The following is a 13,347-nucleotide window of genomic DNA, read 5'->3' as shown; positions in this document are numbered from 1 at the left end:
TGAGATTCAATGAGAAAAATTTAAGTATAACTTTATTTAAATAAACTGAAAAAGTCAATCTTTCTTTTACTTTCTTACATGACTAATTGTTAAATTTTTTTTAAGTTTAAATTAGCAAAAATAGAACTCCTGTATAAAAGTTTATTTTAATCGAATAAATTTCGTTACAAAAGCCATTACTTTTATGTTAAAAATTTAACTAACTCATTTTCAAATATTTAAAATTTTAAAAATATCATTTATTGAAAATTCTATTTCGGCTTTTCTGATGCTTTTTATAGCCATCTAAACTAATTCTCATTAAAAAAATTGATTTCTAAGCAAATAACTTCATTATTTGAGTTAAGTTAAAGCTGCTTTAAGGTCTAATTCAAAAATCTATTTTCATTCATAAGCAAAGCTATACATTAGCAGGGGTATTTATTTTTTAATTTTCTAGATTAACAAGAAGATATTTTATAAGGAATCGCTTGCTTATACATAAAAAAAAAGGTATTTTTACTGAGGATTTTATAGATAAATTTATTAATAGAATAATAATTTTTAGATTAGGTGGAAGAGTGGAGTTAAAAAGACCATTCAAAATATTTGGTACGGATGGAATTAGAGGGCGAGCAAATAAAAGTCCCATGGTTCCAGAAATTGCCCTAGCATTAGGTCGAGCAGCGGGACAATTATTAAGTCGTTTAGGTAAATCTCGGGTAGTTATTGGTAAAGATACGCGTCTGTCCTGTTATGTTTTTGAAAATGCCTTGATTGCTGGGCTTTGTTCGATGGGGGTAGATACTTTAATGGTTGGTCCTTTACCTACACCAGGCGTGGCTTTTATTACACGTGCTTATCGTGCCGACGCAGGAATTGTAATTTCTGCTTCTCATAATCCTTATTACGACAATGGGATTAAATTATTTGATTCACAAGGATTTAAGTTGCCTGATTCGTGGGAAGCTGAAATGGAAGCAATGATAGCAAAAAATCATTTCGATGAAGAACTCCCTGCTGATGATGATATTGGCAAAAACACAAAAATTATTGATGCGGATGGACGTTATATCGAGTTTGTGAAGGCAACATTCCCAAGAAAAATTTCACTGAAAAATTTAAAAATCGTTTTGGATTGTGCGAACGGAGCCGGATATAAAGTAGCACCTCTGGTATTTAAAGAATTAGATGCTACAGTATTTACTTGTGGAGTGACTCCAAATGGCTTGAATATCAATAGCCAGTGTGGATCTATGCATCCTGAAACCGCTCAAAAGGCTGTGATTGATAATCGAGCTGATGTAGGAATTGCTTTGGATGGTGATGCAGATCGAGTTGTGATGATTGATGAAAATGCTCAAATTGTTGATGGAGATACCATGTTAGCGATTTGTGCCCGCGATATGTTTAAGCAAAAGCTGCTAAAAAATAATCGTGTCGTCGGAACAGTCATGAGTAATCTGGGTTTTATTAAAGCTATGGAATGTTTGGGTGTTGAAGTAATCAAATCTCAGGTGGGAGATCGCTACGTCATTCAAGATATGCTCAAATACGATGCTAACTTAGGTGGAGAACAAAGTGGTCATGTCATTTTTTTAGATCACAATACAACTGGCGATGGGCTTGTTTGCGCTCTTCAAGTATTGCGTATTATGATCGAAACAGATTCTAAGTTATCTGATTTGGCGTCATTTGTGCAACGCTACCCACAAACATGTTTAAATATTAAGGTGTCTTCTAAACCCTCTTTAGATTCCATCGAACGATTGAAGGAAGTGATAGCACAAGTGGAAGAAATTCTTGGAAATTCAGGCAGAGTTTTAGTTCGTTATTCGGGAACAGAAAATACTTGTCGAGTGATGGTTGAAGGACCAAAATATAAACAAGTCATTCAATTGGCAAATCAAATTGCTGACATTGTGCAAGAAGAAATTGGATTGTCAGTTTCATAATTATACCATTGAGAAAAAGGGAACAGTATGTGTGGAATATTTGGTTATGTGGGAATAAAAGATCCCATCAAAATGGTATTAGATGGACTTAAAAAGCTTGAATATCGGGGATATGATTCCGCAGGATTAGCCGGAGTAGAAAATGGGCAAATCGTTGCTTGTAAAGAAGTCGGTAAAGTAGCCTCGCTTGAGCGAGAAGTTTTGCAGATGCATTTAGCTCCTAAGATGGCTATTGCACAAACGCGCTGGGCTACACATGGTGCTGTGACTAAAGTAAACGCACATCCTCACTTTGATCATGTTAAGTCAATTGCAGTCGTGCATAACGGAATTATTGAAAATTACGATATTTTGAAAAAAAAATTAATTGAAAAGGGAATTCAATTTGTTTCAGATACTGATACGGAAGTCATTGCTCATTTAATTGCTCACCATTATGCAGGAGATTTACTCAATGCTGTTCAACAAACTGTCATTGAATTAAAGGGAGCTTATGCAGTTGCTGTTGTTCACAAAGATTTCCCAGATCAGATCATTGCGATTGCTCATGAATGTCCTCTAGTGATTGGAATTGGAAACAACGAAGCTTTTGTTTCGTCAGATCCTAATGCCTTTGCTTTTTACACTCGCCAAGCAATTTACTTATCTAATTCTGAAATAGCTGTAATTAAAGCAGGAAGTCAACAAGTTTACAATATCCATCATAAAATCACTAAAGAAAGTCAATTCATTGAAGGAGATTTAGAGCAGATCTCAAAAGGTTCTTTCGAACACTTTACTCTTAAGGAAATCTATGAGCAACCCCAAGCGATTAGAAATGCGTTGCTTTCTCGTATCCTGCCTGAATATGGAACAGCTTTATTTGAAGAACTCGATTTTAATATGACTGATTTGTTAACGGTCGAACGTATTTTGATTTTGGCTTGTGGAACTTCTTGGCACGCTGGCTGTGTCGCTGCTTACCTAATTGAAGATAAGGCGCGGATTCCTGTACAAGTAGAGATTTCTTCTGAATTTCGTTATAAAAATCCTGTTGTTCCTCCAGGAACTTTTGTCATTGCTATTAGCCAATCAGGAGAAACTGCCGATACAATCGCAGCCGTTAAAGAAGTCAAGGCAAAAGGAGCTCGCGTATTAGCGTTATGTAATGTACAAGGCTCTACATTAACGAGAGAGGCCGATGAGACCATTTTTTTGAAAGCGGGTGCTGAAATTGGAGTTTGCTCCACTAAAGCATTTACTAGTCAGGTTGTTGTTCTTGCCTTATTTACTCTTCTTTTAGCTCGGATGCGTCATATGAGTAAAGGAGAAGGGCAGGATTTTCTAGAGGCTATTTTAAAGCTTCCAGACCAAGTACAAATGGTTTTAGATCAATCAATCGCGATTGAGAGAATTGCAAAAAAATATGCTGGATTTGACAACTTTTTTTATCTTGGACGGCGTTATATGTTTCCGACAAGTTTAGAAGGAGCACTTAAGTTAAAAGAAATTTCTTATATTAATGCCAATGGTTATGCAGCGGGTGAAATGAAGCATGGACCGATTGCGCTTATTAATGAAGATTGCCCTACTGTCGCTCTTTGTGCTAACCGTCAAACATTTGAAAAACTACTTAGCAACTTAATGGAAATTAAAGCAAGGCATGGAAAAATCATTGCGATTGTTGAAGAGCAGGAGAAGGCAATAGAAAAAATCGCGGATGATGTTATTTATATTCCCCACGTCATTGATGAGTTAGCAAGTATTTTAACAACTGTTGTAACCCAATTATTAGCTTATTATATAGCCAAAGAAAGAGGAGCAGATATTGATCACCCTCGCAATTTGGCAAAATCTGTGACAGTTGAGTAAAAAATAAATATTATGAATTTAAATTAGTGAAATGGATCATGGATCATCAGAAAGGTAGCATCTTAAACGGCTCATTGCTTGTCGCAGGAACATCGATTGGAGGAGGAATGTTGGCTTTGCCAGTTTTAACAAGTTTGGCTGGCTTTTTTCCCTCTCTTGCTATTTATTTATTATGTTGGCTTTTCATGGCTTGTACAGGCCTTTTATTTTTAGAGGTTTCTCAATGGATTAAAGGGGAATCGAACATCATTACTATGGCTGAAAAAACGCTTGGAAAAGGAGGGCGCTATTTTGCTTGGATTGTTTATTTATTCTTATTCTATTGTTTAACGATTGCCTATATGGTTGGTTGCGGCAATATTGTTGTAGAGTTTTCTCAATCTACAATTCCAGATTGGCTAGGACCAATTATTTTTGTTCTTTTATTTTCTCCTCTTATTTTAATTCCTACCGCTTGGGCAGGTCGTTTAAATGTCTGGCTTATTATAGGTCTTGCTTTGTCTTATTTAGGATTTGTTTTATTAGGATTTCGTCATGTCGACCTAAATTTTTTGAGGGATTACAATTGGTCTTATTCTTTAATGGTGTTACCTATTGCCTTTACCTCATTTGCTTATCAAGGAATTATTCCAACGCTTGCGAGTTATTTGCATCACGATGCTAAAGCCATTCGAACATCAATTTTAATTGGAAGTTTTATTCCATTAATTGCTTATATTATTTGGGAAGGACTTATCTTAGGTATTGTGCCTAAAGAAGGCGCAGGAGGACTCATAGAAGCTTTAAAAAATGGGAATAATGCTGTTCATCCTTTAAAAAATTTTATTCATAATCCTGCTGTTTATTACTTAGGGCAAGCTTTTGCTTTTTTTGCTCTGATTACTTCTTTTTTAGGTGTGACGTTAGGTTTAAGAGATTTTTTGGCAGATGGTTTGAATATTCATAAAAATATCAAAGGCAAAATGCTTTTAGCTTTACTTATCTTTGCTTTTCCTCTCCTCATTTCTGTGAGTTACCCCCATATCTTTTTAATTGCTTTAGATTATGCAGGGGGATTTGGAGTTGCTCTTTTATTAGGTCTTCTTCCCATTTTAATGACTTGGATTGGGCGTTATCGACAAAGATTAGAGACAAACCAACAATTACCTGGAGGCAAAATGTCACTGGTCTTGCTCGGTGGATTTGTTGTTTTTGAACTCTTTCACGAAACAAAGCATTTAATTGACAGGATATTTTCATAAATAAAAAACCCAAAAAGAAAGAAATTTTACTCTCTTCTTTTCGGGTCGTTGGCAATTTATAGGATTGCCTTAAGATATCGATGTTGCTACCTTAGGTAAGTCAACATCGACTTACCTGAATCGGGTTATGCGTCCGGTTCAGGTATGATTATTCCTTTTTTAAGGGATCATCTAAATTTATAATTGATTAAGCCGATCCTACCATCACTATGTTCATATTGACCATAGGATGGGTAACTATAGGAATCGCTATTGGTTTGAGAGGGATAGCCATAATAGTTATCATAGTGAGAATGAGAGTAATTAAGATCGCTTGGATTTCCCTTGTATCCATCATGCCAATCAGGATTGCATCTACACTCATAGCTGCAGTGGCATTCTTGACTCCCATTTCTGTAGCCAATGTCAAATTGAGCTCCTAGACTCATAAAAGAACAGAGCAAGCCGGCAATAAAAAAACTTTTGATGAGTTGGTTCATATACAAACCCCTTAAAAAATAATTGACCGCTATTTTTAAACATAAATATATTTTCTTGTTAAACACAACAATTAAATGTTTAAGTAGTATCAACTTGCTCACGTTGAAAGATTTAATTTCAACCTTGTTACTTTATCGAATAAAAAAGTGGTCATTTTTTGGGAGGCAAAGAAAAGTAGATCTAGTTATTTTTGTAGTTTAGGTCTATTTTTTTTATCTCTCAAAAGAGAAAAAAGTATTCAAAAAAAATCTTTTAATTTGAACTTTAGGCGTATTGATGAGTTCAACATTTCGCGTGATGTTTTTCCTTTTTTAAAAATATCTACTCATATTTCTTAAAAAATCTACAAAACTCGCAAACAACCTAAAGTTATTTCAAGCAAATAAACTCAAAATTTATTTTATTAACTTAATAAATTTATTTTCATCTACTATTCAATAAAAGATTTTATAAAATATGATCAACTTCTATTGAAATATGAATTAAATATTTTGATATAATAATTTAATTTGTGGGATTTTTTTATTTTATTTAAAAATTGTATTGTCAAATTGTAGATCAATTTTATTTTTTTATTTAGATGAGAGAATTTTGAACTGCTGCTTAGAGAGGTATTTATTAGAAACCTTTTCTAGTGATAAGCAGTCCAGGCATGATCAATCATTTTAGCTAAACTAAACTGAGGATGCCAATTTAATAGCGATGCTGCTTTTTGTGTATCTGCAAGCAATATGGGAGGATCACCTGGTCGACGAGCTCCTTCAATGAAGGAAACTTTTTTATTTAATACTTTCTCCACCGTTTGGATGACCTCTTTAACGCTAAATCCACTTCCGTTTCCAAGATTATAGCTTGTAGAAGAAGAGCCATTAAGTAATTGTTCTAAGGCTTTAATATGAGCATGCCCTAAGTCTTGAATGTGAATATAATCTCTGATGCATGTTCCATCAGGAGTTGCATAATCAGTTCCATAAATGGTGATAGATTCTGTTTCATGTTGAAGGCTTTTGAGGATGAGAGGGATGAGATTTGAAGATTTTGTCTGATAATTTTTAATTTTGCCTTCAGGATCTCCTCCAGCTGCATTAAAATAGCGAAGACAAGAATATTTAAGACCATAAGCCTGTTCAAAATCTCGTAACATCTTTTCTACGACCCATTTAGTTTCCCCATAGGGATTAATAGGATGACAGGGATGAGATTCACCGATCTTATTGGAAAGAGGATAGCCAAAAATGGCTGCAGTTGAGGAGAAAATAAACGTTTTAACTTGAGATTTTACCATTGCTGTTAAAAGATTCAATGTGTTCACAACATTGTTCTGATAATATTTGGCTGGATTCACGACAGACTCTCCAACATCGATATATGCAGCAAAATGCATGACAGCATCAATAGAGTATTTTTGGAATAGCTGATTGAGAAAAAGTGGATCGCAGAGATCTCCCTGCACAAATGTCCCATGAAGAACAGTTTTTATAGATCCTCGACTGAGATTATCGACAACTATAGTGTGATAACCCATGAGATTTAGCATTTTGTTGACATGAGAACCAATATATCCGGCTCCTCCGACAATAAGAATTGTTAGTTGAGACATACAATCACTAATTACTGAAAATTTAAAACAATCAATCTAAGTTAGATTCATTTTTTTGTCTATGTTCTCACTCCTATTCCAATTCCACCTATTTCATGTGTTTAGAAGCATATGCGATTTTAGTTGTAAACAGTAATCCGAACCTGTAAAGTGTAAAAAAATTTATCAGAAATAGAAGTTTTGAAAATAGAATTGAGTGAGGTTGAAATGTTATTAAATTTAATTCACAATGGGATCAAGAGCTATTATATGCAGTTACCAGTAAATACTGGGCCTTCTATTTGTCGTAGTGCTCTTTATTCATTTGCTGCTTCATTTATTATTCTCAAGACAAATCCTTCCAGAGCGGCAGCTAATTTAACGCGCCCGCTGGTCCTCTCGGGAGTTGCTGCAACAGCTTCTTTAATGCATGCTTTGACGACACCTATTTTTAATTATATTTTCGAAAATCAAGACATGAAATGGACGCAGGAAACGTTTCGTATTATCTTCACATTTACGATGATTCAGCTGGCACTAAACCATCCTTCCTCATCAAAAATTAATCAAATGATCACAAATAAAAAAAGTTTTTACTTTTTTTCTTCAAACCTAATTGGGATCGGGGTTGAATTAATTGCAAAAGGAATAGGATGCATTGATCAAACTTATGCGGATCATTTTAAAACTTGGACAAATACATTTAATCTAGGATTAACGAAAAGCTCTAATCCAACATATGTCGCCTTTTAAGCTTCATTCTTTGAAGAATCTATTTGAGTTTTAAAACGGCGGCTTGCTTGAAATTGTTCAATGACTGGTTCTCCTTCTTGTTGCATCAAATCAAAAATTTGACAATAAGAGGGGGGAAGCATGTCAATTCTCAGGTTAAGATCTTTTGATTCTTGAATGACATATTGTAAAACTTTTTGATCCCAAATATCAGGGTTTTCAAAACAACAAGTGATCCATCTTTCTATTAACTCGGCAATTTTAGCATTATTAGCAAAGTAGAGCGTACTACTAATCAGTTCTTTGTTATGCCAATAAAAAACGGCTAAATCTGCATCTATTTGATCAAATAGGGCGGGATACTGTTGAACTCTTGCATCTGCATCTAAGTATAAAATATTTTTAGGATAATGGCGAACAAGCATTTGTTTAATAAAGTAAGCCTTATATTGCGTATTAGCTTGCCAGCTTCCTTGTGTAGGGACAGCGACAAGATCCATTGGCAAATAAAATCGTTCTAAACTTTCAGCCAAATGACGAATTTCTTCTTCGTAAGGAGTGTTTTCTGTAAAATAACCAACAGTAATATATGCCATATTTAATCAAAAAGGTTAGAAACAAATGTTTGTACATCGAAGGGTTGAAGATCTTCTTCTCCTTCTCCTGTTCCGATAAATTTGACGGGAATGCCAAGTTCTCTTTGGATAGCAATCACGATTCCTCCTTTGGCGGTTCCATCTAATTTCGTCAGAATAAGTCCTGTAATTGGGGTAAAATGATGAAATTGTTTAGCTTGCTCAATGGCATTTTGGCCGGTCGTAGCGTCTAAAACTAACAGTGTTTCATGGGGTCCCGTTTGTGAAGCTTTTTGGCAAGAACGTTTTATTTTTTCCAATTCTTGCATCAAGGGCGTTTTGGTATGTAATCGTCCTGCTGTATCAATGATAACCAAATCACACTTTCTTGCTTTTGCTGCTTGAATTGCATCAAAAGCGACAGCTGCAGGATCACTTTTTGGATGACCCTTGACAATTTCTATGTGTAATTTATGAGCCCATAACTCTAATTGTTCGATGGCAGCGGCTCGAAACGTATCGGCGGCAGCAACAAGGACTTTTTTACCCTTTTGTTTAAATTGATAAGCTAACTTTGCGACGGACGTTGTTTTTCCATTCCCATTGACTCCAACAATTAAGATAATTTGAGGCAGTTGTGAAGAGGTAAGTTCGAGGAGGTTGGAAGGATATTGACTCACTAAAGAAATTAATTGCTGTTTTAAAGCTTCAATATAATCTTCAGTTTTCAAATTGGGGTGTTGGCGATGTAAGTCGCGTATTTTTTCAGTCAGCTCAGATGCAGTTTTGACACCAAAATCAGCTTCGTATAAAAGTTGTTCAAGCTGCTCTAAAGTATGTTCATCAATTTTGCCTTGAAAAATTGATTTTAATTTGTCACTGAGAAGGTTTCTTGCACGTGAAAGAGCTAATTTGACTTTTGCAAAGCTCGATTTAAAATAATCCATTACCATGTTGTCTTGGAATCCTTCCTTTGATGTATAAAATGAGTAAAAAAAAGCTTAGCATATAAAAAAGAAAAAGGTGAAGATCTTAATTTGGCTTGCCCTATCAATTCTATACATAAAACCACTAATTAGCTTTTAGAATAATGAAGGTCCATCATGAATACACACGAGTTTCAAGCCAAGCAGATTTTACGTAAGTATGGCATTCCCGTTCCTGATTTTTATATCGCTTCTTCTTCGAAAGAAGTGGAAGAGATCATTAAGCAATACCAATTGCAAAGTGCTATCATCAAAGTACAGGTGCATGCCGGAGGACGTGGAAAAGCCGGTGGAGTCAAGTTAGCGACAAATCCGCAAGAAATCTTAGAATTTTCCCAAGAACTCATCGGAAAAAAAATCATTAATGAACAGACAGGCCCTAGCGGAATGATTTCTCATCAAGTTTTGATTTCCCCTGCTATTTTGATTAAAAAAGAATTCTATTTAGGAATCACTATTAATCGTGAATTGGCAAGCCGTGTTTTAATCGCTTCTCCTATTGGAGGAGTAAACATTGAAAAAATTGCTCACGAACAACCTAATCAATTGTTAATGCTTCCAATTCCTTTGGAGGAAACATTTAGATCTTATCATTTAATTCGCATTGCAAGCTTTATGGGATGGAAGGGAAAACAAATTCAAGAGGGGGTTGCAATTATTCAATCTCTTGTGAAAGCTTTTAAAGAAACGGATGCTTCTCTACTTGAAATTAACCCTCTTGTGGAAACAAAGGAAGGCCATTTATTAGCGCTGGACGCGAAGTTATCAATTGATGACAATGCTCTTTTTAAACATGAGGACTTGAAAACCTTATTCGATCCTTCACAAATGTCTAATAATGAAGCAAGAGCTCAGCAATTTGAACTTGCCTATGTTGCTTTAGAAGGGGAAATTGGTTGTATGGTCAATGGAGCTGGATTAGCCATGGCTACAATGGACCTTATTCAATACCATGGAGGACGTCCTGCTAACTTTTTGGATGTAGGAGGTGGGGCATCGCAAGTTAAAGTGGCAGAAGGATTTAGAATTATTCTATCGGATTCTAATGTGAAAGCCATTTTAATTAACATCTTTGGGGGAATTATGAATTGTGAAACGTTAGCCTCAGGAATTATCGAAGCAGCTAAAGGATTACAAATTCATATTCCCTTAATTGTAAGAATGGAGGGAACAAATGTCGAAAAAGGGAAGCAACTTCTTCAACAATCAGGCTTAAAGATTTTAATTACAGAAAATTTGACAGAAGCAGCTCAACAAGCAGTTCAATTAGCACAATCAGTAAGGTGATCCATGGCTATTTTGGTTAATAAACAGACACGAGTGATTACGCAAGGAATAACTGGAAAAGCTGGTCGTTTTCACACAGAGCAAAGCATGCTTTATGCACCAACCTATGTCGGAGGAGTCACACCCGGTAAAGGGGGAGAAGAAATATCCGGTCTCCCGGTATTTGATACGGTTTGGGAAGCGAAGCAAAAGACTCAATGCAATGCCTCATTGATTTTTGTTCCTCCACCATTTGCTGCAGAAGCTATTTTAGAAGCCGAAGAAGCAGGAATTGAATTGATTGTTTGCATCACTGAAGGAATACCCATTCAAGATATGTTAAAAGTAAGCCAGGTAATGAGAGCAAGTCAAACAAGCCGCTTGATAGGTCCTAATTGCCCTGGTGTTATTACACCAGGAGAGTGTAAAATGGGGATCATGCCGGGCTACATCCATCAAAAAGGAAATGTTGGCATTGTTTCTCGCTCAGGAACTTTGACTTACGAAGCCGTTTGGCAAACCACGCAATTAGGTTTGGGACAATCAACCTGTGTAGGAATAGGAGGGGATCCTCTTAATGGAACTAACTTTATCGATGTTTTAAAGCTTTTTGAAAACGATTCTGAGACTGATGCTATTTTACTCATTGGAGAAATTGGAGGAAAAGCTGAAGAAGAAGCTGCAGAATGGATTAAACAGTTTTGCTCTAAACCGATAGCTGCTTTTATTGCAGGGCAAACTGCCCCAATTGGTAGACGCATGGGTCATGCGGGAGCTATTGTTTCAGGCGGAAAAGGAACAGCGTCTGATAAAATAAAAACGCTCAAGCAGGCTGGAGTTTTAATTGCAGAAACCCCTGCGGATATGGGTTTATCTGTCCAGTTATTATTGAATTCTAAATCACCTAATTCATCCCCGAGTTTAAAATGATCTCCATTTCAAGTTTTATTCCAATTCGTGTTTTTCCTTTTTTTTGGTTTTTGATTGCTATGATTGGTTGGCTAAATAGTCAATCTTTAATAGGAACAGCCATCTGGTCTCTTGTGATCCTTATTTCTATTCTGATCCATGAATACGGTCACGCTTTAACAGCTCTGGCATTTGGTCAAAAAGCTGAAATTGATTTAGTGGGTCTTGGAGGAGTAACAAGGCGAACAGGTAAAGATTTAACGAAATGGCAGGAATTTTTAGTTGTTTTAAATGGCCCCTTAGCTGGCTTTGTTCTATTTTTTCTTGTCTATTGGGTATATTCTCATTGGAACGCACTTTCTTCTCCCTTAATAAAATATGCTTTTGAAGTCGCTATTCATGTAAACATATTTTGGACTCTTCTTAATCTTTTACCAGTTTTACCATTGGATGGAGGTCAACTTTTAAGAATCATACTAGAAAGTTTATTGGGAATAAAGGGATTGAAATTAGCCTTTTTTTTAAGTGTGGTTTTAGCTGCATTTCTCTGCCTTTATTTTTTTAGTATCCAACAATTTTTTGTTGGAGCGCTTTTCTTAATGATGGGTTTTGAAAGTTATCGTTCTTGGATCGATGTACGAAAAATAACTGCTGGGGATGCAGACACAAAATTACAAAAAAAAATGGCAGAGGCTATTGAGAACTTAAGAATGGGAAACCAAGAGGAAGCGTTCTCAAAATTCGTCTCTTTAAGAGAACAAGCCAGTCAAGGAGTGATTTATGTGACTGCTACTCAGTATATGGCACACATTTTAGCTGATCAAGGGCAATATAAACAAGCTTATGAATGGCTAATATCGATTAAAAGTAAACTTTCTCTTCCTTATTTAAAAATGTTGCAACAATTAGCTTATCGTTTACAAGAGTGGGAAATGGCTGTTAAAATTGGGAATCAAATTTTCCAACAAGATCAGGCTAGTGATATAGCTTTGATTAACGCCCTCTCGTACGCGATCATGGGAGAAGCTAAGCCTGCCATAGGTTGGCTTCGTTCTGCTGAACAAGTAGGGCTTTCTAATCTTCCTACCATCATTCAAAAGCGAGAGTTTGATGCCATTCGAGATCTGCCTGAATTTAAAGCCTGGCTTAACAAAAGCTTTTAAAAGCAGCGGCTTAGAAGAGAGTTTTTTTATTCCATAAATCAAATGACTCGATAAAATACTGGAAGTCGGTTTCATTGAATTGCATTTGGGGAGTCAAATAAAAAAGCATATATAAAGTATTTCCTCTAACAGTTGATAACCCCTTTAACAGTTTTTTTTGCTTATCATAGTAAGAATATTGAAATAAGAGGGCTTTTCTCCCTTTAAATAGAGAATGAGAGCAAGAAAACGTTTGATGGCGCTGAAATTGTTGGGGAGAATAAAAAACATGGGGAACGAGGTATGTTTCAAATGCTGTTTTGTAATTTTTTTCATTTAATATTTTTTCATTAATAAAAGGCAATGTCAAAGCACTTAAAAGAAACACTCCTGTTTGTGTTGCACTTGTAAAAATATGCAAATGTCCTTTAGATGGGGTATTTTTAAAGGGGATGTCAAAGGTCATTTCGATAGCGCGATGAGGAAACGACGCTTTCATTTGATCAACACTGTCTAAAGTTGCTATCCACTGCCTGGGAGGATGAGTATCTGCTGCTTGTAACATAGTAACTCCTAATAAATGGGAAACTAATATCATTAGTCCACTCATTTGGATTTTCAAGCTATTCATGGCAAACTCTACCTTAAATGT

General features: G+C 35.7%; 12 protein-coding genes. 7 read left to right on the top strand and 5 right to left on the bottom strand.

What is annotated here, in order from left to right:
• Positions 1-560 precede the first annotated feature (560 nt).
• The 3 genes from glmM to PC_RS06275 are packed head-to-tail and all read left to right on the top strand — an operon-like array spanning position 561 to position 5,026.
• Positions 561-1,934, top strand: coding sequence for a phosphoglucosamine mutase (glmM, locus tag PC_RS06285; protein WP_044045495.1), 1,374 nt, complete (start codon positions 561-563; stop codon positions 1,932-1,934).
• 27 nt (positions 1,935-1,961) lie between these two features.
• Positions 1,962-3,785 carry a glutamine--fructose-6-phosphate transaminase (isomerizing) gene (glmS, locus tag PC_RS06280; RefSeq protein ID WP_011175855.1) on the top strand — a complete coding sequence of 608 codons (1,824 nt, stop codon included), beginning with the start codon at positions 1,962-1,964 and terminating at the stop codon, positions 3,783-3,785.
• A gap of 38 nt (positions 3,786-3,823) precedes the next feature.
• On the top strand, positions 3,824-5,026 hold the full coding sequence (locus PC_RS06275; RefSeq protein ID WP_044045092.1) for an amino acid permease: 1,203 nt from the start codon (positions 3,824-3,826) through the stop codon (positions 5,024-5,026).
• A 167-nt stretch (positions 5,027-5,193) separates the two neighbouring features.
• Here PC_RS06275 and PC_RS06270 read toward each other — a convergent pair whose 3' ends face one another.
• Positions 5,194-5,505: a hypothetical protein gene (locus tag PC_RS06270; protein ID WP_181679077.1), complete on the bottom strand. Its 312-nt coding sequence runs from the start codon at positions 5,503-5,505 to the stop codon at positions 5,194-5,196.
• Positions 5,506-6,137: 632 nt separating this feature from the next.
• Positions 6,138-7,106 (bottom strand): UDP-glucose 4-epimerase GalE, encoded by a 969-nt coding sequence (gene galE, locus PC_RS06265; RefSeq protein WP_011175851.1) that lies wholly within the window; start codon positions 7,104-7,106, stop codon positions 6,138-6,140.
• Between the two features lie 249 nt (positions 7,107-7,355).
• On the opposite strand from galE, the gene PC_RS06260 reads away from it, so the two are divergent.
• A complete protein-coding gene (locus PC_RS06260; protein ID WP_155117181.1) occupies positions 7,356-7,838 on the top strand; it encodes a hypothetical protein in 483 nt (160 codons plus the stop codon).
• On the opposite strand, the gene PC_RS06255 is transcribed toward PC_RS06260, so the two are convergent.
• Together PC_RS06255 and ftsY are read right to left on the bottom strand one after the other, a co-directional pair.
• On the bottom strand, positions 7,835-8,413 hold the full coding sequence (locus PC_RS06255) for a hypothetical protein (RefSeq protein ID WP_039359608.1): 579 nt from the start codon (positions 8,411-8,413) through the stop codon (positions 7,835-7,837). The genes PC_RS06260 and PC_RS06255 overlap by 4 nt on opposite strands.
• Positions 8,414-8,415: 2 nt before the next feature.
• Positions 8,416-9,345, bottom strand: coding sequence for a signal recognition particle-docking protein FtsY (gene ftsY / locus PC_RS06250; RefSeq protein WP_011175848.1), 930 nt, complete (start codon positions 9,343-9,345; stop codon positions 8,416-8,418).
• 150 nt (positions 9,346-9,495) lie between these two features.
• On the opposite strand from ftsY, the gene sucC reads away from it, so the two are divergent.
• From sucC to PC_RS06235, 3 genes are read left to right on the top strand one after another with little or no spacing between them, the layout of a single operon-like run.
• Positions 9,496-10,665, top strand: coding sequence for an ADP-forming succinate--CoA ligase subunit beta (sucC, locus tag PC_RS06245; protein ID WP_011175847.1), 1,170 nt, complete (start codon positions 9,496-9,498; stop codon positions 10,663-10,665).
• A 3-nt stretch (positions 10,666-10,668) separates the two neighbouring features.
• Positions 10,669-11,574, top strand: a complete 906-nt coding sequence (gene sucD / locus PC_RS06240; protein ID WP_011175846.1) for a succinate--CoA ligase subunit alpha — start codon at positions 10,669-10,671, stop codon at positions 11,572-11,574.
• Entirely contained in the window at positions 11,571-12,716 is a 1,146-nt protein-coding gene (locus tag PC_RS06235) for a M50 family metallopeptidase (RefSeq protein WP_011175845.1), read from the top strand. Before sucD ends, PC_RS06235 begins: the two co-directional genes overlap by 4 nt.
• Before the next feature lie 10 nt (positions 12,717-12,726).
• Here the strand turns inward: PC_RS06235 and PC_RS06230 are convergent, their stop codons facing one another.
• Positions 12,727-13,326 carry a hypothetical protein gene (locus PC_RS06230; protein WP_011175844.1) on the bottom strand — a complete coding sequence of 200 codons (600 nt, stop codon included), beginning with the start codon at positions 13,324-13,326 and terminating at the stop codon, positions 12,727-12,729.
• Between the last annotated feature and the right edge of the window lie 21 nt (positions 13,327-13,347).

The organism is Candidatus Protochlamydia amoebophila UWE25, assembly GCF_000011565.2.
GTDB lineage: Bacteria > Chlamydiota > Chlamydiia > Chlamydiales > Parachlamydiaceae > Protochlamydia > Protochlamydia amoebophila.
Note: the sequence above shows the minus strand (reverse complement) of the source record. Positions and strands in the feature narration are given on the sequence as shown.

What these genes read in the sequence shown, in the direction of transcription:
- glmS (WP_011175855.1), top strand. Translation starts at nt 1,962, where the DNA reads ATGTGTGGAATATTTGGTTATGTGGGAATAAAAGATCCCATCAAAATG.
- PC_RS06275 (WP_044045092.1), top strand. Translation starts at nt 3,824, where the DNA reads ATGGATCATCAGAAAGGTAGCATCTTAAACGGCTCATTGCTTGTCGCA.
- PC_RS06270 (WP_181679077.1), bottom strand. Translation starts at nt 5,505, where the DNA reads ATGAACCAACTCATCAAAAGTTTTTTTATTGCCGGCTTGCTCTGTTCT.
- galE (WP_011175851.1), bottom strand. Translation starts at nt 7,106, where the DNA reads ATGTCTCAACTAACAATTCTTATTGTCGGAGGAGCCGGATATATTGGT.
- PC_RS06260 (WP_155117181.1), top strand. Translation starts at nt 7,356, where the DNA reads ATGCAGTTACCAGTAAATACTGGGCCTTCTATTTGTCGTAGTGCTCTT.
- PC_RS06255 (WP_039359608.1), bottom strand. Translation starts at nt 8,413, where the DNA reads ATGGCATATATTACTGTTGGTTATTTTACAGAAAACACTCCTTACGAA.
- ftsY (WP_011175848.1), bottom strand. Translation starts at nt 9,345, where the DNA reads ATGGTAATGGATTATTTTAAATCGAGCTTTGCAAAAGTCAAATTAGCT.
- sucC (WP_011175847.1), top strand. Translation starts at nt 9,496, where the DNA reads ATGAATACACACGAGTTTCAAGCCAAGCAGATTTTACGTAAGTATGGC.
- sucD (WP_011175846.1), top strand. Translation starts at nt 10,669, where the DNA reads ATGGCTATTTTGGTTAATAAACAGACACGAGTGATTACGCAAGGAATA.
- PC_RS06235 (WP_011175845.1), top strand. Translation starts at nt 11,571, where the DNA reads ATGATCTCCATTTCAAGTTTTATTCCAATTCGTGTTTTTCCTTTTTTT.
- PC_RS06230 (WP_011175844.1), bottom strand. Translation starts at nt 13,326, where the DNA reads ATGAATAGCTTGAAAATCCAAATGAGTGGACTAATGATATTAGTTTCC.